Origin of the sequence: Pantoea allii (assembly GCF_002307475.1) — a bacterium.
In the GTDB taxonomy this organism is placed as follows: Bacteria; Pseudomonadota; Gammaproteobacteria; order Enterobacterales; family Enterobacteriaceae; genus Pantoea; species Pantoea allii.
Window position 1 is genome coordinate 1 of the sequence record NZ_NTMH01000057.1, and the last position, 25,092, is coordinate 25,092.

15 protein-coding genes and 2 other RNA genes are annotated in these 25,092 nt (G+C 53.2%); all 17 read left to right on the top strand.

Annotated elements, in window-relative coordinates:
* Positions 1-42: 42 nt before the first annotated feature.
* Positions 43-172: non-coding RNA, RtT sRNA (locus CMR03_RS24450), on the top strand.
* A gap of 34 nt (positions 173-206) precedes the next feature.
* Positions 207-336, top strand: a non-coding RNA gene (locus tag CMR03_RS24455) — RtT sRNA.
* Between the two features lie 910 nt (positions 337-1,246).
* Positions 1,247-2,857 carry a dipeptide ABC transporter periplasmic-binding protein DppA gene (gene dppA / locus CMR03_RS24460; RefSeq protein WP_063877856.1) on the top strand — a complete coding sequence of 537 codons (1,611 nt, stop codon included), beginning with the start codon at positions 1,247-1,249 and terminating at the stop codon, positions 2,855-2,857.
* Positions 2,858-3,060: 203 nt separating this feature from the next.
* Positions 3,061-4,080 (top strand): dipeptide ABC transporter permease DppB, encoded by a 1,020-nt coding sequence (gene dppB / locus CMR03_RS24465; RefSeq protein WP_063877857.1) that lies wholly within the window; start codon positions 3,061-3,063, stop codon positions 4,078-4,080.
* A gap of 9 nt (positions 4,081-4,089) precedes the next feature.
* A complete protein-coding gene (gene dppC, locus CMR03_RS24470) occupies positions 4,090-4,992 on the top strand; it encodes a dipeptide ABC transporter permease DppC (RefSeq protein ID WP_063877858.1) in 903 nt (300 codons plus the stop codon).
* 12 nt (positions 4,993-5,004) lie between these two features.
* Positions 5,005-5,991, top strand: a complete 987-nt coding sequence (gene dppD, locus CMR03_RS24475; protein WP_096012916.1) for a dipeptide ABC transporter ATP-binding protein — start codon at positions 5,005-5,007, stop codon at positions 5,989-5,991.
* The gene (gene dppF / locus CMR03_RS24480; RefSeq protein WP_096012917.1) at positions 5,981-7,009 is read left to right on the top strand and encodes a dipeptide ABC transporter ATP-binding subunit DppF; all 1,029 of its coding nucleotides are present in this window, start codon (positions 5,981-5,983) and stop codon (positions 7,007-7,009) included. Before dppD ends, dppF begins: the two co-directional genes overlap by 11 nt.
* 859 nt (positions 7,010-7,868) lie before the next feature.
* The gene (gene bcsO / locus CMR03_RS24485; RefSeq protein ID WP_096012918.1) at positions 7,869-8,468 is read left to right on the top strand and encodes a cellulose biosynthesis protein BcsO; all 600 of its coding nucleotides are present in this window, start codon (positions 7,869-7,871) and stop codon (positions 8,466-8,468) included.
* Positions 8,459-9,262: a cellulose biosynthesis protein BcsQ gene (gene bcsQ / locus CMR03_RS24490; protein ID WP_063877863.1), complete on the top strand. Its 804-nt coding sequence runs from the start codon at positions 8,459-8,461 to the stop codon at positions 9,260-9,262. The genes bcsO and bcsQ overlap by 10 nt, the downstream gene beginning before the upstream one ends.
* A 54-nt stretch (positions 9,263-9,316) precedes the next feature.
* Complete coding sequence (bcsA, locus tag CMR03_RS24495) at positions 9,317-11,422, top strand: UDP-forming cellulose synthase catalytic subunit (protein ID WP_063877864.1); 2,106 nt, start codon at positions 9,317-9,319, stop codon at positions 11,420-11,422.
* A complete protein-coding gene (gene bcsB, locus CMR03_RS24500) occupies positions 11,419-14,334 on the top strand; it encodes a cellulose biosynthesis cyclic di-GMP-binding regulatory protein BcsB (RefSeq protein WP_096012919.1) in 2,916 nt (971 codons plus the stop codon). The genes bcsA and bcsB overlap by 4 nt, the downstream gene beginning before the upstream one ends.
* A gap of 11 nt (positions 14,335-14,345) precedes the next feature.
* Complete coding sequence (locus tag CMR03_RS24505; protein WP_096012920.1) at positions 14,346-18,152, top strand: cellulose biosynthesis protein BcsC; 3,807 nt, start codon at positions 14,346-14,348, stop codon at positions 18,150-18,152.
* Positions 18,152-18,598, top strand: coding sequence for a cellulose biosynthesis protein BcsD (gene bcsD, locus CMR03_RS24510; protein ID WP_096012921.1), 447 nt, complete (start codon positions 18,152-18,154; stop codon positions 18,596-18,598). Before CMR03_RS24505 ends, bcsD begins: the two co-directional genes overlap by 1 nt.
* A gap of 9 nt (positions 18,599-18,607) precedes the next feature.
* Positions 18,608-19,615, top strand: coding sequence for a family 8 glycosyl hydrolase (locus tag CMR03_RS24515; RefSeq protein ID WP_096012922.1), 1,008 nt, complete (start codon positions 18,608-18,610; stop codon positions 19,613-19,615).
* A 205-nt stretch (positions 19,616-19,820) separates the two neighbouring features.
* Positions 19,821-21,830, top strand: a complete 2,010-nt coding sequence (gene hmsP, locus CMR03_RS24520) for a biofilm formation regulator HmsP (RefSeq protein WP_096012923.1) — start codon at positions 19,821-19,823, stop codon at positions 21,828-21,830.
* 218 nt (positions 21,831-22,048) lie between these two features.
* Positions 22,049-23,338 carry a dicarboxylate/amino acid:cation symporter gene (locus tag CMR03_RS24525; RefSeq protein ID WP_172823917.1) on the top strand — a complete coding sequence of 430 codons (1,290 nt, stop codon included), beginning with the start codon at positions 22,049-22,051 and terminating at the stop codon, positions 23,336-23,338.
* A gap of 245 nt (positions 23,339-23,583) precedes the next feature.
* Entirely contained in the window at positions 23,584-25,092 is a 1,509-nt protein-coding gene (locus CMR03_RS24535) for a M16 family metallopeptidase (protein ID WP_096012924.1), read from the top strand.

Sequence of the window (25,092 nt, forward strand, 5' to 3'; positions counted from 1 at the left end):
GCCGACCATATTTAAGAAACCTGTCTGAAAAGACAGGTTTTTTTTCGCCTGAATAAAATGAGGATGAGAACCTCCGAAGGCCGTTTGCGCCGGGCGGAGCGAGACAACGTTGCGAATGCAACGGCCCGAAGGGCGCGTCCCGCAGGGGCGCGTAATCCTCTCTCGCCGACCATATTTAAGAAACCTGTCTGAAAAGACAGGTTTTTTTTCGCCTGAATAAAATGAGGATGAGAACCTCCGAAGGCCGTTTGCGCCGGGCGAAGCGAGACAACGTTGCGAATGCAACGGCCCGAAGGGCGCGTCCCGCAGGGGCGCGTAATCCTCTCTCGCCGACCACTTTTAAGAAACCTGTCTGAAAAGACAGGTTTTTTTTCGCCTGAATAAAATGAGGATGAGAACCTCCGAAGGCCGTTTGCGCCGGGCGTCAGCGAGACAACGTTGCAAAGGCAACGGCCTGCGCCTTATCCCATTCCTTTGGTAAACCCACCCAGGCAACGCCACCGATAGCGGGGTTTTTGCCTGCGCGAGCAGCTAATCGGCCTGGCAAAAGGCGTTCATCTCCACACAGGCAGGGTGAAAAACGCTTTTCAGGCTTTATTGCCCCGCTCTGCTATTAGAATATCTCATGCCAGATTTTTCCAAAAAACCACTAATTCCTCCTTGAAATCAATTTCACCGACAGACAGCCGTTTTTCGGCTTCATCCCGACACAGGCCTTCTCGCCTGAGGGATGTCAGCGGATCAAAGATAAGTTTTGGTTATGCCCCAAAAAGAATAATTGTTAATTTTTCACTCAAAAATGACAGCATTTTTCGCTAGATGAACGTCATAACGCACGGGTAATCGTTCAGATATCCAACATTTGGCGCTAAATGATGCACGATTTTTTTTAGCGCGAATCACTACTGTCTGCCGCCTCTCACAGCAGAATAGATGGTGAATAAACCCGTCCCGCTATGCAATGTATGGCATAACGTCAGTAAGGGTTTTTTTTATCGTTGCTTGCTATTCCTCACACTCTGTGTAAATAACTAACCGTTGTATTGACGTTCTTTGCAACTGTTGACAAATTGATGCGTCAATAACAGTGCAGATACAGATTTTTCTGATGGGTACTTATCAATCAGCATTATCAAAAGAAAACTATCTCACTCTTATCACACCCGCTGGGTGGACCGCCTGAACCGCATAAAAAAACCAGAGGTCAGGCAATGCACACAACAACACATCACAATGGAGCAAAAGCATGATCAACTCCCTGGCTAAATCCAGGATGCTGAAGGTCGGTCTGAGCCTGATAGCCATGACCATAGCCGCAAGTGTTCAAGCGAAAACCCTGGTTTATTGTTCTGAAGGTTCTCCGGAAGGGTTCAACCCGCAGCTCTTTACCTCTGGTACGACATACGATGCCAGCTCTGTGCCTATCTATAACCGTCTGGTTGAATTCAAAACCGGTACCACCGAACTGGTGCCGGGCCTGGCAGAAAAGTGGGACGTCAGCGCTGACGGCAAAACCTACACCTTCCATTTACGCAATGGCGTGAAATGGCAAACCACTAAAGATTTTAAGCCTACGCGTGAATTCAATGCTGATGACGTGGTGTTCTCTTTCGAGCGCCAGTTAGATAAAAGCAACAAGTACCACAATGTCTCTGGCGGCAGCTATGAGTACTTTGAAGGTATGGATATGCCGAAGCTGATCAGCAAAATCGAAAAAGTGGACGATCACACGGTACGCTTTGTGCTGACGCGCCCTGAAGCGCCTTTCCTGGCCGATCTGGGTATGGATTTCGCTTCCATCCTGTCCAAAGAATATGCCGACAACATGCTGAAGGCCGGTACGCCAGAGAAAGTTGACCTGAATCCTGTCGGTACCGGGCCATTTGTGCTCCAGCAGTACCAGAAAGACTCGCGTATTCTGTATAAAGCTAACCCGGATTTCTGGGGAACCAAGCCAAAAATTGATCGCCTGGTCTTCTCTATCACGCCAGATGCGTCAGTTCGCTATGCCAAGTTGCAGAAAGGCGAATGTCAGATCATGCCGTATCCAAATCCGGCCGATATCGCCAGCATGAAAAAAGACAGCAAAATTAACCTGATGGAACAGCCTGGTCTGAACGTCGGTTACCTGTCATTTAATACCGAGAAAAAACCGCTGGATAACGTGAAAGTGCGTCAGGCGCTGACCATGGCGGTTAACAAGCAAGCCATTATCGATGCGGTATATCAGGGCGCTGGCCAGCCAGCGAAAAACCTGATCCCACCAACAATGTGGGGCTATAACAAGGACGTTAAAGACTATGCTTACGATCCTGAAAAAGCCAAAGCCCTGCTGAAAGAAGCGGGTATGGCGGACGGTTTCTCTATCGATCTGTGGGCAATGCCGGTTCAGCGTCCTTACAACCCGAACGCGCGCCGTATGGCGGAGATGATTCAGTCTGACTGGGCAAAAATTGGCGTGAAAGCCAAAATCGTGACCTATGAGTGGGGCGAGTACCTGAAACGCGCCAAAGCGGGCGAACATCAAACTGTGATGATGGGCTGGACCGGTGATAACGGGGACCCAGATAACTTCTTCGCAACGCTGTTCAGCTGTGCGGCGGCCAAAGATGGTTCGAACTATTCCCGCTGGTGCTATAAGCCGTTTGAAGATTTGATTCAGCCAGCACGTGCAGAATCCGATCACAACAAACGTATTGAGTATTACAAGCAAGCTCAGGTAGTGATGCATGACCAGGCGCCTGCGCTGATCATTGCTCACTCAACCGTTTACGAGCCTGTCAGTAAGAAAGTCACTGGCTATGTCGTCGATCCATTAGGTAAACATCACTTCGATACCGTCGATATTCAGGAATAACCTTTCGGATTATTGCAGTAAGGGCCGGTTTTGCCGGCCCTCAGGCGATCTCCTCCGATCGCCTGTTATCTGCTCTTTTTTTCCGGCTATTTACTTTTACCTAAGAAGCGCTTCTTGCGTCGCGTCCGGCTTTCGTTGGATGCGGTTAATGAGCAATGTTATCTCTGGCCAGGGCCAGGGGAAAACGACTGAGAATTACGCCTATGCTGCAGTTCATACTCCGGCGTCTGGGGCTTGTCATCCCAACGTTCATCGGTATTACATTATTGACCTTCGCGTTTGTTCATATGATTCCGGGCGATCCGGTGCTTATCATGGCGGGCGAGCGCGGTATTTCCCCTGAGCGTCATGCTGAATTGATGGCGATGATGGGGCTCGATCAGCCGCTGTGGAAACAGTATCTGCACTATATCTATGGCGTGCTGCATGGTGATTTAGGCATTTCACTGAAAAGCCGCATTCCCGTCTGGACCGAATTCGTCCCGCGCTTTAAAGCCACGCTTGAGCTGGGGATGTGCGCAATGCTGTTTGCGGTATGCGTCGGGATTCCGGTCGGCGTTATGGCTGCGGTGAAACGTGGCTCGGTGTTTGATCACACCGCCGTCGGTATTTCCCTCACCGGCTACTCCATGCCGATTTTCTGGTGGGGCATCATGCTGATTATGCTGGTTTCGGTGCAGCTCAACCTTACCCCGGTTTCTGGCCGTGTTGCGGATACCGTGTTCCTGGACGACAGCCATCCACTGACCGGTTTCATGCTGATTGATACATTGATCTGGGGTGAGCCTGGCGACTTCAAAGATGCGGTCATGCACATGATTTTACCCGCTATCGTGCTGGGTACGATTCCGCTGGCGGTCATCGTGCGTATGACGCGTTCCTCCATGCTGGAAGTGCTGGGTGAAGATTATATCCGCACGGCGCGTGCGAAAGGCCTGACGCGTATGCGCGTCATTGTCATTCACGCTCTGCGTAATGCGATGTTGCCGGTTGTCACCGTGATTGGCCTGCAGGTCGGCACCTTGCTGGCAGGCGCTATCCTGACCGAAACCATCTTTTCCTGGCCGGGCCTGGGGCGCTGGTTAATCGAAGCGCTGCAACGCCGTGATTATCCGGTCGTGCAGGGCGGTGTGCTGCTGACGGCAATACTGATTATCCTGGTCAATCTGCTGGTTGATCTGCTGTATGGCGTGGTGAATCCGCGCATACGTCATAAGAAATAAGGGGGCATCATGTCTGTTGTTGATCCCGCAAGCGTAAATATTGCACCCAAGCCGATGACCCCGATTCAGGAATTCTGGCACTACTTCAAACGTAATAAAGGTGCGGTAACCGGCCTGGTTTACATCGTGTTAATGCTGTTGATCGCCATCTTTGCGGATGTACTGGCACCGCACGGCCCAGCCGAACAGTTTCGTGATGCTCTGCTGCATCCTCCTGTCTGGCAGGAAGGCGGAAACTGGAGCTACATCCTGGGCACCGACGATGTCGGCCGCGATATTTTATCGCGCCTGATGTATGGCGCGCGCCTGTCGTTACTGGTGGGCTGCATGGTGGTGGTGCTGTCGCTGATTTTTGGCGTCATTTTTGGTTTGCTGGCCGGTTATATCGGCGGGGCGGTTGATGCCACGATTATGCGCCTGGTGGATATTATGCTGGCGTTGCCAAGCCTGCTGTTAGCGCTGGTGCTGGTAGCCATTTTTGGCCCGTCGATCGTCAACGCCTCTATCGCGCTGACGTTTGTCGCGCTGCCCCACTATATCCGTCTGACGCGCGCGGCGGTGCTGGTTGAAGTCAACCGGGACTACGTGACCGCTTCTGGTGTGGCGGGGGCCGGTATGCTGCGCCAGATGTTCGTGAATATTTTACCTAACTGTCTGGCACCGCTGATCGTTCAGGCTTCGTTAGGCTTTTCCAACGCCATTCTCGACATGGCGGCGTTGGGCTTTCTCGGTATGGGTGCGCAGCCGCCAACGCCGGAGTGGGGCACCATGCTCTCCGACGTATTGCAGTATGCGCAAAGTGCCTGGTGGGTGGTGACTTTCCCTGGGTTAGTCATTCTGCTTACCGTGCTGGCATTTAACCTGATGGGCGATGGTTTGCGTGATGCACTCGACCCGAAACTCAAGCAGTAAAGAGGCACCGAGATGGCGTTATTAAATATAGACAAATTGTCGGTGCATTTCGGCGACGAGAAGGCACCGTTCCGGGCAGTCGATCGCATCAGTTATCAGGTTGAGCAGGGCCTGGTCGTGGGCATTGTCGGCGAGTCTGGCTCGGGTAAATCCGTCAGTTCTCTGGCTATCATGGGATTGATTGATTTTCCCGGCAAAGTGATGGCAGAAAAACTCGAATTCAATCAACGGGATTTGCAGCGTATTTCTGAAAAAGAGCGTCGCCAGTTAGTGGGCGCTGAAGTCGCGATGATTTTTCAGGACCCGATGACCAGCCTGAACCCGTGCTACACCGTGGGCTATCAGATTATGGAAGCCATTAAGGTGCACCAGGGCGGTAATAAAAGTACCCGCCGTCAGCGGGCAATCGACTTACTGGATCAAGTGGGCATTCCCGATCCTGCCTCGCGTCTGGATGTTTATCCTCACCAGCTCTCAGGCGGGATGAGCCAGCGCGTAATGATTGCGATGGCGATTGCCTGTCGTCCAAAGCTGCTGATTGCTGATGAGCCCACCACCGCGCTGGACGTAACGATTCAGGCGCAGATCATTGAGCTGTTGCTGGATCTGCAACAGCAGGAAAACATGGCGCTGATCCTGATCACGCACGATCTGGCGCTGGTGGCAGAAGCCGCACATCACATTATTGTGATGTACGCCGGGCAGGTTGTGGAGAGCGGCAAAGCGACCGACATTTTTAAAGCACCACGTCATCCTTATACGCAGGCTCTGCTCAGGGCGTTGCCGGAATTCGCGGCGGATAAAGCGCGGCTGGCCTCCTTACCCGGTGTTGTGCCTGGAAAATACGATCGCCCGTTAGGCTGCCTGCTTAATCCACGCTGTCCTTATGCCAACGATCGTTGCCGTAAAGAAGAACCTGAACTGCGGACGATTCCGGGACGTCAGTCCAAATGTCACTATCCGCTGGACGATGCCGGGAGACCAACTTATGAGTCCTGATAATACTAAGCACGAGTATCTGCTACAGGCCATCGACCTGAAAAAACACTATCCGGTGAAGAAAGGATTGTTTGGTCAGGAGCGGCTGGTAAAAGCGCTGGATGGCGTCTCTTTTAATCTGGAACGTGGTAAAACCCTGGCGGTTGTCGGTGAGTCGGGTTGTGGCAAGTCTACGCTGGGCCGTTTACTGACCATGATAGAAACACCGACAGAAGGGCAGCTCTATTGGCACGGCCAGGATTTGTTAAAACACGATCCTCAGGCGCAGAAGCTGCGTCGGCAGAAAATTCAGATCGTGTTTCAGAATCCGTACGGCTCGCTGAATCCGCGCAAAAAAGTCAGCCAGATCCTGGAAGAACCTCTGGTGATTAATACCTCACTCAGCAAAGCGGAACGTCGCGAAAAAACGCTGGAGATGATGGCCAAAGTGGGGCTGAAAACCGAGCATTACGATCGTTATCCGCATATGTTTTCGGGGGGTCAACGTCAGCGTATTGCGATTGCCCGTGGCCTGATGCTTGAGCCAGACGTGCTGATTGCCGATGAGCCGGTTTCAGCACTGGACGTGTCGGTACGTGCACAAGTGCTTAACCTGATGATGGATCTACAGCAAGAGATGGGGCTGTCCTATGTTTTTATCTCTCATGATCTTTCCGTGGTAGAGCATATTGCCGATGAAGTGATGGTGATGTATCTGGGTCGTTGTGTTGAAAAGGGCAGCAAAGAGGCGATTTTTGCCAATCCGCGCCATCCTTATACACAAGCGCTTCTCTCTGCCACGCCGCGGCTCAATCCTGACGAGCGCCGCGAACGTATTAAGCTGACCGGCGAACTGCCCAGCCCGCTCAATCCGCCTCCGGGCTGCGCATTTAACGCGCGCTGCCGGCGTCGCTTTGGCACCTGCGTTCAGCTGCAGCCTAAGCTCAAGCAGTACGGTGATCAGCAGATCGCCTGCTTCGCAGTTGATCAGGATGAAAACCAGTTGATTGAATCAGGTGAAACTGCCAGTCAGCCTTAACATACTGGGGGGCGGAATCCTTGCGGGTAGAAACGGCCAGGATTCCGCCATCAAGATGACAGGTTACAGCAACGCTTTCATCGTATTACCCGGCCCGATAACATTACGGCCTTCCCCTTCTGCCTCGCCTGTCTGTAAGCGCCCCGATAATGCCTGGTGTTTTGTTCAATGTGACAGCTCATCCAGTGAAAAACACCCTGTGAGGTATTCGAATGGGGTCATGCCTGGCGCGCTGCGTTAACGCAACCTTTGCGACAAGCCGAATCATTAGCCTCACTGTCCAGAATAGAGATGCAGCGGGTTGGATTAAATGGTCAAACAAACAGCGTTTTTCTCTGTGCTTTTTCAGACTTTGAGTTCCATTCATTTACGAGAGAATAACCTCTCAATTTTTTTAATTTTCGGATGGAAGAAAAAAAGTCACTGTCCTGAAAAGGCGTAAAAGGCAACGTTTTCAACATTGAACGGTTTTTATCCGGTGATAATTAGCACAGTAATACTTTACCAACCATAATTCGATAACGTAAAAGTCTCTCCAGACGGGCACAAAAAGGCCTGTAAAACCCGAAAGCGAATGAGGTTTTTTTTTACCAGTAAATACAAAAGGTTGTAACAGCAGCTATCCTGATGTTAGCGATCGCTAAGATGTTAATCATTTGTGATGATATTTAACTTAAAGTTGTCTCAACAATTTTTAGTGATATATGTGAAAAGGTACTCATTTATTGCTAAAGAATGGCTATTAGCATTAAGCTTTCTTATTGAATATGTCGGTTTTGTAATCAGAATTATCTCACTGTGTTTAAATTATTATGATATATTCCTGGAAAAATCCTCCCTCTGTTGTAGGCCATGGTCTATGAAAAATTACGACGACTTACAGCGTTTTAAGGAAAAGACAAAAACGCTCGACATCGCCTTTCAGGATATGTCAGGCCAATCGCAGGAAGCGGCGGATAAAAGTAAATGGTCTCTCATTCGTCAACTGGCGTGCGAAGAGACGCAAATGCCTTTCAGTGGTGGCCAACGCATTGATCTGCCACAGCCACAACCGATTCAGGGTGATGAATTCAGCACGACTGCTGTGGCCGCGTTATCTCCGAATGTGACCAAGCCCGCAGCGGCGTCTTCCAGCTCCATCATGAGCAGCCTGAACGGCAATGAACCTCATGTTGAAGTGGTGGTGCCCGTTTCAACCTCCTCCGCTTCATCCCTGTTCCCGGCACCCGCAGCGCAATCCGTCTCTGCAGAGGTGCAGAAAACAGCAGAGGCTTCTCCCGTACAGGAGAACGCAATACCGACACCGCCTGTCACGGCGCAGCCGAATCGTGACGCGCCTGCCGAGACGGACAATGGCCGCTTTAGCGGACTGTTCCGCGCGCGCAACAGTGGATCAGAAAATTTACCGAAAGAAACGTTATTAAAACCGCTACTGGAGAAGATTGCCTTATGCCGTTAGTTTGTGTGTGCTCGCCCAAAGGTGGGGTGGGGAAAACTACGTTGGCAGCCAATCTGGCCTGGAGTCTGGCCCGCTCGGGTAGCAAAGTGTTGGCAATCGATTTTGATGTACAGAATGCATTGCGCCTCCATTTTGGCGTGCCGCTGCATGATGGGCGGGGCTTTGTTGCACGTTCTGAGGAACAGGCGGACTGGAGCCAGTCTATTCTGACCACCGGCGGGAATATTTTTGTTCTCCCCTATGGCAATGTCACTGAATCCCAGCGTGAACGGTTTGAAGAGAACCTGGCGAAAGATCCTCACTTTATCAAGCGAGGTCTCGACACCTTACTGAACTATCCGGGTCTGGTCATGGTTGCGGATTTTCCTCCGGGCCCCGGGCCAGCGCTTAAAGCAATCAAGGCATTAGCCGATATGCATTTGGTGGTGATGTTAGCCGATACCGCCTCAGTGTCGTTATTACCCCATATTGAGGAAAATCGCCTGATTGGTCAGCCGCTGAATAGTAAACATGGGCATTATTTTGTTCTGAATCAGTGTGACAATCGTCGAAATATTAATCGTGATGTGACCGCTTTTATTCAGCAACGTCTCGGCGATAATCTTTTGGGCCAGATTCATCGCGATGAAAGCGTGGGCGAAGCCAATGCATCACAGCAGTCTGTTTATGATTTTAGCCCTTCATCCGCCGCTGCCTTTGATATTGAACTGATCGCCAAACGTGTCGCCAGTACGCTGAATATCACTGTAGGTAATGGCGAAGTTCAGGCTCAGATTCACACCAGCAACTACTAAATGTAATGACCTGGCTTGCCAGGTTTAAAAAAACAGCTCTTTTCAGGGTGGGACATGAGTAAAATCGGGTTTTACCTGCTGCTGCTGGTGCTTGCACCTGTTGCCGCGGTGATCATTATCACGCCGATGGATAGCCAAAAGCAGTATATTTTTGGCTTGATCAGCATTGGTATGGTGTTTTTGTTAGGGGTAAGCAAAAGCCGTAAAATAACGGTGGTAATGGTTATTCTGTCCGCCCTGATGTCATCCCGGTATATATGGTGGCGAACGACTGAAACCCTGTATTTTAATTCGGAAATCGAAGCGATTCTTGGCATCGGCTTATATATTGCCGAGCTGTACGTCTGGCTGATTTTAATCCTGGGTTTCCTGCAAACCACATGGCCCTTAAAACGTACTATTGAACCCTTGCCGGAAGACACCAGCTTATGGCCGACGGTTGATGTCTATGTTCCGACCTATAACGAAAGCCTCGACGTCGTGCGTGATACGGTGCTGGCGGCTCAGTGCATCGACTATCCACGCGATAAAATAAAGGTTTACCTGCTTGATGACGGTAAACGCAGAGAATTTGCCGTTTTCGCTGCCGATGTCGGCGTGGGTTATATCACGCGTGACGATAACAGCCATGCTAAAGCCGGTAATCTTAATCACGCGATGAAGATCACCAAAGGTGAGCTGATCTGCGTGTTTGACTGTGACCACGTCGCGACCCGCACTTTCCTGCAGGCCACGGTTGGCCCGTTTCTGACCGATCCTAAGCTGGCTCTGTTGCAGACGCCGCACTACTTTTATTCTCCCGACCCTTTTGAGCGCAATCTGCGTGCGGCTCGCAGTATCCCGAATGAAGGATCGCTGTTTTATGGCCCGGTTCAGCAGGGCAACGACAACTGGAATGCGACTTTCTTCTGTGGTTCCTGTGCCGTGATTCGTCGTTCAGCGCTGGAAGAGATCGGTGGTTTCGCTGTAGAAACGGTCACCGAAGATGCGCACACTGCGCTGAAAATGCAGCGTCTGGGCTGGGGCTCGGCGTTTCTGGCGATTCCGCTGGCGGCGGGGCTGGCCACAGAGCGCCTTGGGCTGCATGTGATTCAACGCACCCGCTGGGCACGCGGTATGACACAGATTTTTCGCGTGGATAACCCATTGTTGGGACGAGGCTTAAAATGGCAGCAGCGGCTGTGTTACCTGAATGCCATGTTGCATTTCCAGTTCGGTCTGCCACGTGTGGCCTTCCTGACCGCACCGCTGGCCTATCTGTTGTTTAATCTGAATATCATCCATTCGTCGGCGTCGCTGATTTTCGCCTACGTTTTGCCGCATCTGGTGCTGTCTCTGTACGTTAACTCACGCATGAATGGCCGTTTCCGCTACACCTTCTGGGGCGAAATTTATGAAACGGTGATGTGCTTCCATCTGGTCATCCCGACGCTTATCACGCTGCTTTCACCCAAACATGGGAAATTTAACGTGACGGATAAGGGCGGGGTGCTGGATCAGGGCTTCTTCGATTTCCATATCGTACGTCCACACGTGATTGTCGCGATTCTGCTTAGCATTGGCATTGTCGCGGGCGTTGTACGTGCCACGATGCATGACTATTTTGGCGTTGACCCCTACGTGATTGCGCTCAATGTAGGCTGGGCTGTCTTCAGCTTAATCATTTTAATGGCGGCGATTGCCGTGGCACGCGAAACCAAGCAGGTACGAAAAACGATTCGTATTGAAGTGCAGATTCCGGCCATTATCCATTACGCCAGCGGTATCTCATCCCGCACCATGACCAGCGACCTGTCGATGGGCGGTGCGAATCTGGATGCACCGGACAACCGTCATGAGCAGGATACGATTGAAGAGATCGATCTGTTACTGAAGTCAGGCACCATTACTATCCCGGCGACTAAAATCTCGGGCGATGAAGAAAGCATTCGTCTGAGCTTTGGCGCGATGCCGCTGGCGCGTCGCCGTGAACTGGTCCGTGTGGTGCTGGCACGTGCTGATGCATGGATCCAGCCTGAATATAAGCAAGACAACCCGTTAACTTCTCTGGGAACCATCATTCGTACGGTTTTCGAACTGTTCTGGCTGACCTGGATAGATCGTCGTGAGAAACGTAAGAGCGGCCCGGACGTTGCGGCGAAAGAGGACAGCGCAGTATGAGGATCTTGATACAGTCGATGCTGGCGGGTTCTCTGTCGGCTGTGCTGTGGGTCATGCCGGCCTCGGCTGAAACGCCTCTTCCAGAGAGCAGCGTAGTGCCGAATAACAGTGCGGCACCGAATAGCAGTGCTGCGCCGAATAACAGCGCGGCACCGAATAGCAATGCTGCACCGAATAACAGTGCCGCACCGAATAGCAGTGCCGCGCCGAATAACAGTGATGCGCCGATTAACAGTGCCGTACCGAATAATAGTGCTGCGCCGATTAACAGTGCCGTACCGAATAATAGTGCTGCGCCGATTAACAGTGCTGCACCGAACAACAATGCCGCCCCGAACAGCAATGCTGCGCCGAATAACAGCGCGGCACCGGGCAGCGATCCTGCTCTGACTCGCCACACTGACGGTACGACAGGTAACCCGGCGGCACCGGTTGGCAGTACGGGTTTGCCTGAGAACAGTACGGCACCCGCCAGTAGCACCGCGCCCGTTAATGAAGTGACTTCGGGCGCAACCGCCTCGGATACGCCAAAACCGAATGGCGAAGGGGTACCCGCCTCCGTAGAGACATCGTCCGACAGTAGCCGTTCGCCCGTTACCCAGGACAGCAGCGCGTTATCACATGTTCCACCGCCAGCCGGTCTCGATAATGCGGAACCGGGTCTGGAGGCCGCCGCTGGCGCCACGCCTTACAGGCCAGGCGAGGCCGTTACCGCTGTCGGCACGACATCCCTGGCCAGCAGCATGCTCAACCAACCGGTGAGCAGCACGCTGAACGTGGCACAGATGGGACAGCGCCAGGGCATTACGCTGACCGGCGGTCAGCTACAGTCAGGCATTATTTTTACGCTGCCAGGCGATGAGGTGGTGACTAACGCCCGTCTTAATCTGTCACTGCGCGTCTCTCAGGCGCTGGCTGCGCGCAATACCTCACTGCAGTTGATGTTAAACGGACAACCGCTTGGCACGCTGCCGCTGGGGTCGGGTGACAGCGATGAAAGCGATTATCAGCTGGACATTCCGGCGGCGATGATTGTGTCTAACAACAATTTGAGCTTCAAAATTAACGACGCCGATAAGCTGCTGTGTGAAAAAGACAGTGCAGAGCAGTATCAGGTAACCATTCTGCCTAAAACAATGTTGAGCCTTGAGGGCCAGCAGTTAAACATTGGTACCAGCCTGCGTAATTTCCCGCGGCCATTTGTCGATCCGCAGCGTATGACCGCAGCCGAGGTGACGTTTGGCTTTACCAGCAATGTCGCGCCAGATGCGGTGACGGCGGCGGTGCTGGTGGCCTCCTGGCTGGGCATCCAGAGTGATTACCGTGGCATTAATTTCCCTGTGGTGCGCGGTAATCTGCCGGAAAAAAACGGCATTCTGTTTGGTCACCCTGGTGACAAGATTGGCACGTTAACCTTTCCTGCCAGCAGTGGCCCATCTTTGCAAATGGTCGATAACCCGGGTAATCCGGTTTATAAGCTCTTGCTGGTCAGTGGTGAGGATGAAAGTCAGCTGCGCCAGGCCGCCAATCGTCTGACCATCCAGCCTCTTACCACTGACGGCAACAGCTTGCAGGTCAAACCGCAATCCATAGCCAGCCGTACGCCTTACGATGCACCGCACTGGATCAACACGGCGCATCCGGTACGACTGAGTGAGCTGTTGCGGAAAGATCAAAGCCTTACGGCGACCGGTATCTGGCACGATGCGATGCGGGTGAATTTCCGGGCAGCACCCGACCTGTTCCTGTGGGATGGCGATTCGGTTCCGCTGTATCTGCACTACCGTTTTCCATCAGAAAACTGGATTGACGAGAAAAACTCGCTGCTTAACGTTACGTTAAACGGCACTTTCCTGCGTAATCTGACGGTTAATAAAGTGGGGTTGCTGGAGAGCGCGTGGCACCGCTTAGGCGGTGATGCGCGTCAGGAGCACTATCAAATCAACCTTGATCCCTATCTGATTTATGGCGACAACCAACTGGCGCTCTACTTCAATATCAAGCCAAAAGCCGATGCGCCCTGCGGTGTATTGTTGAACAACAACATCAAAAGCCGTATTGAAGACGACTCATGGATTGATTTAAGCCATACGCGGCACTTCAGTATGTTGCCGAATCTCTCATACTTTGTCGGTGCCTCCTTTCCGTTTTCCCGACTTGCTGACTTTTCACAGACCACGCTGCTCCTGCCTGCGAATCCCAGTGATGCGGAGATATCAACACTATTAAATCTGTCCGCCAGGGCCGGCAATGCCACGGGCGTGGCGCTGGCACAAAACCAGGTACTCTTTGGCTTGCCAAATGGGGGCAATAATCTGGCCCGCGTTCAGCAAAGCGACATACTGGCAGTCAGTACCACAGGCAACAGCGCGTTTAACCAGGCAATGCTGGCAAACTCACCCTATGACGCCAGCGGCAGTGCGATAGGGGTGAAAGAACCCACGACGCTCGAAAAGTTACGCAGCTGGCTGATGGGTGACTGGAATCGTCAACCGCTGGATGCCGATCGCTATTTCTCTTCGAATGAGTCCTGGCGTGGCTTTTTAAGCTATCGCTCAATGTGGAATCCGGATCGGCTGGTGGTGATGGCAGTGGCGACTAGCGATGATCAACTGCTGCGTCTGCATGATGATTTGGGCTCCGCCCGCATCAACGCCGCGGTGCGGGGTGATACCGCGATTATGACTGATGAGAACGGTATCCGGAGCTTCCGGGTAGGTCCGCAGTTCCCCAGCGGTGAAATGCCGTGGTACATGATGGTGGTGTGGTATGCCAACCAGCACTCGGTATTGATGGCGCTGACGGCGCTGTTGCTTTCCGCCGTCGTAGGGAGTGCTGCGTGGGTTATGCTGAAACGACATGCTTCGCGGCGACTACAGCCAAAACACGATCGCGATGCCGGTAAGAAGTAAGGGCCATAATAATGAATAAAAACCAAATCAGTGCCGGTATCTGTCGTGCGTTGTTACTGGGTAGCGCGCTCTCACTGTCTCTGCCGCTGCAGGCGGCGGAGAGCAGCAATCCAGCGTTACAGGCGCTCTTTGATCAGGCGGCTTACTGGCATCAAAAAGCCCATGACGATCTGGCAAAAGCGTCGCTGCAAAAAGTGTTAATGGTTGAGCCGAACAATAGCCAGGCGCTTTATCTGCTGGCGCTCTATTCACAGCAAAGCGGTGACAGCGCAGGGGCGATGCAGTATCGCACGCGTCTGAGTCAGGTTTCGCCTGACGATCCGCACCTGTCTGAACTGGATAATGCCCGTCAGTTGCAGACCATTCCTCAGGCGCAGCTCTCTTTGGCTCGCCAGCAGGCAAGAAGCGGGAATATCGCGGCTGCCTTACAGACCTGGCGTAATACGTTCAGCGGCAATGAACCGCCACCCAGCGTTGCCGCCGAATATTACCTCACCATGGCCGGTGACCGCACGCTGCTGCCGCAGGCTATTGAAGCGTTACGTGCTTTTTCAGCGCAGCATCCGCAGGATACGGGTGCCAAACTGGCGTTGGGTAAGGCGCTGACTTATCAGGACGCTACCCGGCGTGAAGGCATTGACTTGCTCAGTACGCTGGCAAGCGGCAATCAGGATGCCGATCGTTCTCTTCGTCAGGCGCTGTTGTGGCTCGGCCCGCAGACGTCGGACGCGCCGCTCTATCAGACCTGGCAGCAGCGGCACCCCCAGGATAATGCGGTAATGGACTATTACCGTAAAAACGTGGGAGGGGCAGAAAAAGGCGCAGGTTTTAGCGCGCTAAACAGCGGCGACGTGAACAGCGCGCAAAGCAATTTTGGAAAGGTGTTACAGGCCAACCCACAGGACGCGGATGCGCTTGCCGGAATGGGATATGTGGCACAACGAGAAGGCCGTTACCAGGACGCAGCGGATTATCTGGAGCGTGCGGCGCAACTGGGCGGCGATCAAAGCGCCGATCGCCAGAAGCAGGCAGCCGATGCCCGTTTTTATGCACAGTTAGCCAGCGCCCAGCAAGCATTGAAAAATGGCGACAGTGCACAGGCACTGGCGATCAGCGAACCGCTTACGCATGCAGAAGGCGAGAAGGGCGTGGCGGCGGGCTTATTCCGCGCCGACATTTTGCGCCGCAGTAATCAACCCGACCAGGCGGAGCAGGCTTACCGCGCGATACTGAAAAACGATCCCGATAACCGCAGCGCGCGCGAAGGGTTGTTCTATGTACTGCGCCAGCAGAACCGCAGCGCTGAAGCCAATACGTTACTGGCTTCGCTGCCCGAAAGCGTCAGGCAAAGTGTGGCGCCGCGAGGCAGCAGCGTTGACCCGATTCGCCAGCAGGCGAAACGTCAGGTTGCGGCAGGTAACATCAGTGCCGCTATTGCAACACTGCAGCAGGGCATTCAACGTTATCCGCAGGACGGCTGGTTGCGTCTCGACCTGGCGCGTCTTTACCGCCAGCAAGGGAATACCATGCTGGCTGCGGGCGTCATGCAGCCGGTCATGCGCAGTGGTGCCAGCATCACAGAACGCTATGCGGGCGCGATTAACGCCAGTGAAAGCGGTGCCTGGCAGCAGGCAAGTTCGCTGCTGGCGCAGATCCCTGCCAGCGCCCAAACCCGTGATATGCGGGAGCTGGCCCAGCGTGTGAATTTCAATCTGCAGATGGCGACGGCCGATCAGTATCTGGCACAAGGATCGAATGCGGCGGCGGCAAACACGTTAAAAGCGCTGGCGGTGAATCCGCCAGATAACCCGGTTGATGCCGGAAACCTGGCGCAGAAGCTGGCGAAAGCGGGCGATATCACCACGGCGGTGGCCGTGGTGCGCGGTAATATGCAGCGCGGTGTTCAGGGTAATGTTGGTGATTATGCTACTCAGGTAGCCGTACTGAATCAGGCCGGACTGGACAATGAGGCGCAGCGTTTTCTCAGCTTGCCAGAACTGCAGGCACGCAGCACACCAAAACAGCTGGCAGATATACGCGAAGGTTATCTGATTAACGATGTTGATCGGCTACGACAGCAGAAACAGTATGCCGCTGCCTACGATAAGCTGGTTGGTGCACTGCAGCGCGATCCGCAAAACCGTGATTTGATGTTTGCCATGGCCCGTCTCTACCAGGACGGCAAAATGAACAAAGACGCGGGCGTGGTTTACGATTACCTGATGACGCAGGATACGCCCTCCCAGGATGCGCGCGTTGGGGCCATCAATGTCGCACTGGCACAAAACAACGTGCAGCGTGCCAATGAACTGACCCGTGGCCTTACACAGAGCCAGACACCGCAACGTCAGTTGCTGCTGGCTCAGGTCGCCGAGGCCAATGGCGAACATACGCAAGCCATGCGTTATTTACGCGCTGCACGCGGGCAGATTATTGGTCTGCAAGGCGCACAGGCTGGCGCAACGCCTACCATTGGTGGACTGGCGCTGGCCGACAATCCCTTTATTGACCGCAGCACCTCCCCTGTTGGACACTCGCCGTCCAGTTATGGCACCGTGCTGCCGTGGCAGGTTGCCCCGGTCTCGGCAGAGGGATCGCAGGATGTCGCCGTTGCCCGTGCCAACACGGTTCCTTCGCAGCAGGCACAGACGTTGCACGACATTGACACCATGATGGAGACCCTGCAGGAGAAAACCGGCACCTGGGCGCAGGGCGCGGTACAGGTCCGCGGGCGTGACGGTGAGTCAGGGCTGAGTCAATTGACGGAAGCGAAAGCACCGTTGACCTTCTCTACCGTGCCGTTTGGCAATGCGCGGTTCAACTTTACGATGACGCCGGTTTCACTCACCGCCGGAAGCGGTGCAGGCGATGCCTGGCGTCGTTTTGGTACGAATGCGCTGGAGCAGGGCAAAGTGGTGGCTGCCGGTATCGCCAAAATTGATGATGTTCCCAATGCCACGACCGATTCGCAAAGCGCATCCGGCGTCGAGCTGAATCTGGCACTCCAGGGCGATAGCTATAAAATCGATCTCGGCAGCACGCCGCTGGGCCAGGATCTCAATACGCTGGTGGGTGGTGTGCAATGGTCGCCGAAACTCACGGATTTCCTGACGCTGATTCTGACCGGTGAGCGCCGTGCGATTACCGACAGTCTGCTGTCTTATGTCGGCACGGAAGATAAATCCAGCGGTAAACGTTGGGGTAACGTCACCAAAAACGGTGGCAATGCGTTACTGAGTTATGACAATGGCGATGCCGGTCTGTTTGTCGGGGCTGGCGCTTACAGCTACGTGGGGAATAACGTAGCCAGTAACAACAACCTGCAGGCTAATGCGGGTGTTTATGTCCGTCCCTTTTATGCTGACGATCGTGAACTTAAGGTGGGCATGAGTTTGTCGTGGATGAACTTCTCGAAAAACCTCAGCTACTTTAGCTATGGTCAGGGCGGCTATTTCAGCCCGCAGGACTATGCGTCCATCTCCTTCCCGATCGACTTCTCGCGCACGTTTGACGATCTTAAAGTCAATATTGGCGGTGCCGTGGGCTATCAGAGCTACAGCCAGGATAAGAGTGCGTATTTCCCAGGCGATGCGTCCCGCCAGGCGCAGCTGGAAGCGCTGGCTGCCAACGGCAATGTGAAAAGCGCCTTCTATGACGGCAACAGCAAAAACGGTGTAGGTTATAACCTGCATGCGGGAGCGGATTACAAAATTGATAAAGATGTCACGATTGGCGGGCAGCTGGGTTATGACACCTTTGGTGATTATAACGAGAGCACCGCACAGCTCTATTTCCGTTATCTGTTCGGAGAGAAGTAATGAGTGAAGCATTTGGTGGGGGAACCCACCCGCATCAGCCCGGCTGGTTTGATCTGGTCAGCGTACTGGTCGAAGGGATGATTGCCAACGCCGGTCAGGAGCAGGCAGAGGCTTTTCTGTACAGCATGGGTGAATCGCTGGCGGCGCGCTATCCTTTACCTGAATCGCGTACTGTGCAGGATCTTGAACGCGAGTTTAACCTGCAACTGGCCCGGTTTAACTGGGGATTTGTTCAGTTACAGCCGCAGGAAAATGCCGTGTTAATTAAGCATTATGCATTACCTGCAGGCGACAGCAATCAGCCAGCCGCACACTGGCAGTCGGCATTGGGTGCCATACTGGCGGGATTGTTTTCCGGCTGGCTTCAGGGGCAGGGCGGCAGCAAAGCAGTGCCGGTTGTGCTGGAACTGAACGATGGCAATACCATGCATTTTCGATATCAATAAGGTGCTCTGATGAGAGTTAAGCCAGTGTGGTCAGGTGTTCTGGTTTGTTTTATGGTGATGTTTTTCAATGCCCAGGCAATGGCAAATGGCTGGGATACGTATAAGAGCCGTTTTCTCCAGGCAGACGGACGCATTATTGATACGGCGAATAATAATGTCAGTCATACAGAAGGCCAGGGTTATGGCATGTTGCTGGCGGTAGCCTACAACGACCGTGCAACCTTCGATCGGCTCTGGACATGGACGCGTACCACCCTGCACAATCCGCAAAACGATCTGTTTTACTGGCGCTATGTCCCCACCGCTCAGGACCCCATCGCGGATAAAAATAACGCTTCCGATGGCGATGTGCTGATTGCATGGGCATTACAACGCGCGGCGCAAAAGTGGAATGTGGCCGACTACCAGCAGGCATCAGATCGTATTCAACGTGCGATAGTCAAACTTGATGTGGCGGACTTTGGTGGTTACACCGTGCTGATGCCTGGCGCGCAGGGATTCAATAAAAACAGTTATGTTGTTTTAAATCCCTCTTATTTCTTGTTTGTCGCCTGGCAGGAGTTTGGTCAGCGCAGCCATTTACAGGTCTGGAACAAGCTGATTGATGGTGGGATGACGCTGCTGGGTAAGATGCATTTTGGCAACAGCGATCTTCCACTGGATTGGGTTGCGCTGAATGCGGACGGTTCAGTGGCCCCCGCGGTCGGTTATTCGAACCGCTTTAGTTATGATGCCATCCGCGTACCGCTGAATATCTGGTGGTACGATCCACAAAGCCTGGCGCTGGGCCCTTTCCAGCGTCTCTGGCAGGGTTACGGTCGTATGAATACGCCGGCCTGGTTCGATGTCCTGGCCAATACGGCAGCACCTTACCATCTGGAAGGCGGCTTGCTGGCGGTGCGCGATCTGGTGCTCAACGAAACGGGCTACCTGAGTGACAAACTGGCGCCTGAGCAGAACTACTTTTCTGCCAGCCTGCAGCTACTGACCTGGATGGCTTATCAGGAAAAGCATTGATAACTGTCTGAATCGCAACGGCGGCATCCTTTCGTTATTCGCCACTGAAAGGATGCGGCTGTGGCAAATTTCGCTTTTGCTGTCTCCGCCTTTCTGAATCCTCTGCTTCCGCCGCCTTAAGCCACAAAAAAACGCTGCGATAGGATATACTTGACGCGCTTTTCTTGACGGATATCTACGCTCTTAGCGAGCCGGGAGTAAATTTTTGCGCGTAAGCCGATCACTTACGATAAAACAGATGGCGACGGTTTCTCTTATCGCGACGGTGACCATCAGTATTTTTATCGTTATTCAACTGTTCCATTTTGTGCAGCAGCGCAGGATTGAATACGCCCAGCAAATGGAGAATATCGCGCACACCGTGCGTCAGCCCCTGTCTGATGCCGTATTAAAAGCTGATATCCCTCAGGCCGAACGCATCCTTAACTCACTTAAACCGGCAGGCATTTTGTCGCGTGCGGATGTGGTATTGCCGAATGCTTTTCAGGCGCTACACGCGAATTTTGAAAACGAAAAACCGGTGCCCAGGCTGGTGGCCCGCCTGTTTGAGCTGCCGGTACAAATCACGCTGCCGCTCTATTCGGTGGAGCATACGGGCTTACCCAAGCCGCTGGCTTATCTGGTGCTGCAGGCCAACTCATCGCGTGTTTATCAGTTTATCCTGAGTACGCTCTCTACGATGATTGTCACCTATCTGCTGCTGGCGCTGATCCTCTCCGTCTCCATTAGCTGGTGCATCAACCGGTTGGTTGTACATCCACTGCGGCGTATTTCACGTGAAATACAGGAATTGCCGCCCCAGTCGATTCTTACGCATAAACTGACGCTGCCGGCGGATCACCGCGACGACGAAATCGGTATGTTGATTCGCAGTTACAACCGCAATCAACATGTACTGGAGTCCATTCATGACGAGATGAGCCGGTTAACAACGCATTTTGACGTCACCGACCTGCCTAACCGGGCGCTGTTTGTGGCGTTGCTGGAACAGTTCATCGGTTATCGACGACAGGCCTTTAGTGTCATGGTCATCCGTATTGAGACCTTACAGGAAGCGAATGGCGTACTAAGCGATGAGCAGCGCGATACGCTGATGTTGACGCTGGTCGAGAAAATTCGCAGCACCCTTGATGACCACACCGTATTAGCGCAGATCACCACCAGTGATTTTGTCTTGCTGATGAAATCGGCCAACACGCCGTTCCGCGCCCTGCGTCTGGCCCGCAATCTGATGATTCGCCTGAATCAACCTGTAAACCTGCATCAGCTACAGCTGCGGCCTAACGCCAGTATCGGTCTGGCATTAAGCGAAGAGCGCGATACGACGGGCGCCGTTGAGATGCTGGACAGAGCGACCTCGGCAATGATGTCCGCGCGCCGGCTGGGGAAAAACCAGATCCTGTTTTTTGACGCTGCATTGACCGAACGCGCGCAAAAACGGTTGACCCAGGAACACGATATTTTACAAGGCCTGCACGACGACCAGTTTGCCCTCTACCTGCAACCACAGATCGATATGAGGACCGGTAACTTAGCCGGGGCGGAAGCGCTGTTGCGGATGCGTCAGGCTGACGGGAGTTACGGTTTACCCGAGGAGTTTATTGCCAGTGCCGAAGAAATCGGGGTGATTTCTGCTATTGGACGCTGGGTATTTGAAGAAGCCTGTCGCATTCTGGCGGGCTGGCAGCGCCATGGCATGACGGTGCCGCTAAGCATCAACATTTCAGCCGTACAGTTACGTGATGCCAGCATCGTCAGCCATTTGCAATCGCTGTTGGCGCGCCATTCTATCGCGCCGGGCTCGCTGGTGCTGGAGATGACCGAAACGGCGGAGATCGGCGATGCTGAACAGGCCATTTCCCTGCTACGCATGCTGCAAAAAACCGGTGTTGCTGTCGCGCTTGATGACTTCGGCATGGGGTATTCCAATCTCAACTACCTTCATCAGTTCAAGTCATTACCTGTTAACAAGCTGAAAATGGATCGCAGCTTTGTCGCCGCCTTACCCGAGGATGACACCATGGTTCGCATCGTTGCTGCCATCGCGGACATTATCGACCTGGATGTGATTGCCGAAGGCGTGGAAACCTGCGAGCAACGCGACTGGCTGCTTGCGCGTGGTATCACGATTGGTCAGGGCTATCTCTATTCTGAGGCCGTCCCGCTGGCGCAGTTTAACGAACAATGGATTGGCAAGCCGCTACTGCACGAATAACCCTCTGATCCCTTGATTTTGCAAGAATTTTAGTTACAAAACCCCTTGCTGAAGCGTTTCAGTTCAGAATTACGCTTGTATCATTTCCCCTGACTTTGCAGCCCTGTATTAATCACGTAAACAGAGTGTTATTTTCTGTCAACTGTCTGGTCCGGCCTGCCTTGCCAGCCAGTCACAATAAAAAATCCGACAACATTACCCTATTCGTTAGTGGATACCTGTTTATGAAACTATTTAAAAGCCTTTATTTCCAGGTTCTGGTCGCCATTGCCATTGGTGTACTCATGGGCCATTTTTATCCAGAATTAGGTACCCAAATGAAGCCGTTAGGGGATGGCTTCGTTAAATTGATCAAGATGATCATCGCACCCGTTATTTTCTGTACGGTTGTGACCGGTATCGCCGGAATGGAAAGCATGAAAGCCGTGGGCCGCACGGGTGCGGTTGCGCTGCTCTACTTTGAAATCGTCAGTACCATCGCGCTGATGATTGGTCTGATCGTGGTTAACGTCGTCCAGCCTGGTGTGGGCATGAACGTCGACCCGGCGACGCTGGATGCGAAAGCCGTGGCCATTTATGCCCAGCAGGCCGAGCAGCAGGGCATCGTTGCCTTCTTACTGGATGTGATTCCGGGCAGCGTGATTGGTGCCTTCGCCAGCGGTAATATCCTGCAAGTATTGCTGTTTGCCGTCCTGTTCGGTTTTGCGCTGCATCGTCTGGGCAACACCGGCACCTTAATTTTCAACGTGATCGAAAGCTTCTCCAAAGTTATTTTTGGCATCATCAATATGATCATGCGCCTTGCACCTATTGGGGCATTTGGTGCCATGGCCTTTACCATCGGTAAATATGGCGTCGGTTCACTGGTACAGCTTGGGCAGCTCATTATCTGCTTCTATATCACCTGTATTCTGTTTGTGGTGGTGGTACTGGGGCTGATTGCGCGCGTGTTCGGTGGCTTCAGCATCTTTAAATTCATTGCCTACATTAAAGAAGAGCTGCTGATTGTGCTGGGAACCTCCTCATCAGAATCCGCACTGCCACGTATGCTGGATAAAATGGAACGGCTGGGTTGTAAGAAGTCCGTTGTCGGATTGGTGATTCCAACCGGTTATTCCTTTAACCTGGATGGCACCTCAATCTATCTGACGATGGCGGCCGTCTTTATCGCCCAGGCAACCAATGCCCACATGGATATCTTCCATCAAATCACGCTGTTGGTCGTATTGCTGCTCTCTTCGAAAGGCGCAGCCGGGGTAACGGGCAGTGGCTTTATTGTCCTGGCGGCGACGCTTTCGGCAGTGGGACATTTACCGGTTGCAGGTCTGGCACTGATTTTAGGCATTGACCGCTTTATGTCCGAAGCACGTGCGCTGACCAATCTGGTGGGTAACGGTGTTGCAACGGTGGTCGTGGCAAAATGGGTCGATCAGTTGGATAAAAAACAGCTGGGCGACACGCTGGCGGGCAAAAATAAGGCAAAAAACCCGTCAGAATCGGCGATTTAACGCTTGAATGTGATTTAATCCTCTCAAATGCCCGCTGTCACTTGCCCTGACAGCGGGCATTTGGATAATAAACCCCACTTGTTTTTTTCAACGTTTTTCACTTCGTTGCGTGACATCCCGGTCTTCCTGTGGTCAAACCTGTTGTTAATGATCGGCAGCGCGAATCGGCAATGATCGGTCCGCTTATAAACGCGGCTAAACGTGCCAGTGATAACGATTTTTGAATTGTTTGAGTAGGGGTTCACATGCAGGGCACCAGAATTCGGCTTTTGGTTGGTGGATTAGTGCTGGCAGCGACCAGTTACGGTGTGCCAGCAGAAACGCTGCAACCTGATCCAGCCTGGCAACAGGGAAGACTGGATAACGGATTTAACTGGCAACTGTTGGCAACACCGCAACGGCCAAGCGATCGCATTGAATTGCGTATGGTGGTAAACACCGGCTCACTGGTAGAAAGTGCGCAGCAAACCGGTTTTAGCCATCTTCTGTCACGTCTGGCGATGGTGCATAACACGGCGCTGGATACTAACCAGCAGCGCGCTTTGTGGCAGCAGAGTATCGATCCACAGCGACCTTTACCGCCCGTTATTTCTTCGTATGATTACACGCAATACAACTTAAGCCTGCCTAACAACCGTCCTGAGCTATTGAAAGAAGCCTTGAACTGGCTGGCGGCTACGGCAGGGGATATGGCCATTACCAATCAGGTGGTGGACACAGCCTTGTCCGCTTCTGACCCGGTAAGAACCTGGCCGGCGGATACTCAGGATGTCTGGTGGCGCTATCGTCTGAAAGGGTCGGCATTGTTAGCGCATGACCCGGCTGAAAAACCGCGCGCGCCGGTGGACACCGCGCAGCTGAAAAGTTTTTACCAGCAGTGGTATACGCCAGATGCGATGACACTGTATGTCGTCGGTAACGTAGACAGTCGCAGCCTTTCCGAGCAGATCAACAAAGCGTTCTCACCGCTGGAAGGTAAGCGCAGCACGCCAGCGGCGATGCCTACGCTGTCGCCTTTACCGCACGATCCCGTCAATCTGGTCAGCGGAGCATTAACGCAGGACAGGTTGTCGCTTGTCTGGGATACACCGTGGCAGCCCATCCGGGATTCGCAGAACTTACAGCGTTACTGGCGAGGCGATCTGGCGCGTGAAGCCCTGTTCTGGCACGTTCAGCGGGCCATGAGCAACAGGAAAGCACAAGGTGTGCAGGTTGGCTTTGACTGTCGGGTGCTGTACCAGCGCGCGCAGTGTTCCATCAATATGGACACGCGTAATGACAGTCTTGAACAGAACATGAATCTGGTCGCTCGCGAGCTGGCTGCCGTTCGCGATAACGGTTTGCCTCAGGACGAGTTTGATGCCCTGATGGCGCAAAAGCTGCTGGAGCTGAATAAGCTTTTCACGACCTATGCCCGCACAGACACTGACGTATTAATCAGCCAGCGCTTACGTTCTCAGCGCAATTCAGTGGTGGATATTGCGCCAGAGCAGTATCAAAAGCTGCGTCAGGATTTCCTTGCTGGCTTAACGCGCGATCAGCTGAATCAGGAGCTGCGTCAGCAACTCAGCCAGGAATTAATGATGGTGTTGATTCAGCCGGAAGGCGAAACCGAAACCAATGTGAAAAGCCTCAAGTCGGGCTGGGATAAGCTCATGACGCCGCCCGCGACAGCATCTTCACCGACGATCAGCAGTGATGCCAGCCAGCCGGAGAGCAGCGCCGCAGGTGACACAGCGCCTCCGGCTTCCTGA

Coding starts and splice junctions, on each gene's coding strand:
- dppA (WP_063877856.1), top strand. CDS start 1,247: ATGATCAACTCCCTGGCTAAATCCAGGATGCTGAAGGTCGGTCTGAGC.
- dppB (WP_063877857.1), top strand. CDS start 3,061: ATGCTGCAGTTCATACTCCGGCGTCTGGGGCTTGTCATCCCAACGTTC.
- dppC (WP_063877858.1), top strand. CDS start 4,090: ATGTCTGTTGTTGATCCCGCAAGCGTAAATATTGCACCCAAGCCGATG.
- dppD (WP_096012916.1), top strand. CDS start 5,005: ATGGCGTTATTAAATATAGACAAATTGTCGGTGCATTTCGGCGACGAG.
- dppF (WP_096012917.1), top strand. CDS start 5,981: ATGAGTCCTGATAATACTAAGCACGAGTATCTGCTACAGGCCATCGAC.
- bcsO (WP_096012918.1), top strand. CDS start 7,869: ATGAAAAATTACGACGACTTACAGCGTTTTAAGGAAAAGACAAAAACG.
- bcsQ (WP_063877863.1), top strand. CDS start 8,459: ATGCCGTTAGTTTGTGTGTGCTCGCCCAAAGGTGGGGTGGGGAAAACT.
- bcsA (WP_063877864.1), top strand. CDS start 9,317: ATGAGTAAAATCGGGTTTTACCTGCTGCTGCTGGTGCTTGCACCTGTT.
- bcsB (WP_096012919.1), top strand. CDS start 11,419: ATGAGGATCTTGATACAGTCGATGCTGGCGGGTTCTCTGTCGGCTGTG.
- CMR03_RS24505 (WP_096012920.1), top strand. CDS start 14,346: ATGAATAAAAACCAAATCAGTGCCGGTATCTGTCGTGCGTTGTTACTG.
- bcsD (WP_096012921.1), top strand. CDS start 18,152: ATGAGTGAAGCATTTGGTGGGGGAACCCACCCGCATCAGCCCGGCTGG.
- CMR03_RS24515 (WP_096012922.1), top strand. CDS start 18,608: ATGAGAGTTAAGCCAGTGTGGTCAGGTGTTCTGGTTTGTTTTATGGTG.
- CMR03_RS24535 (WP_096012924.1), top strand. CDS start 23,584: ATGCAGGGCACCAGAATTCGGCTTTTGGTTGGTGGATTAGTGCTGGCA.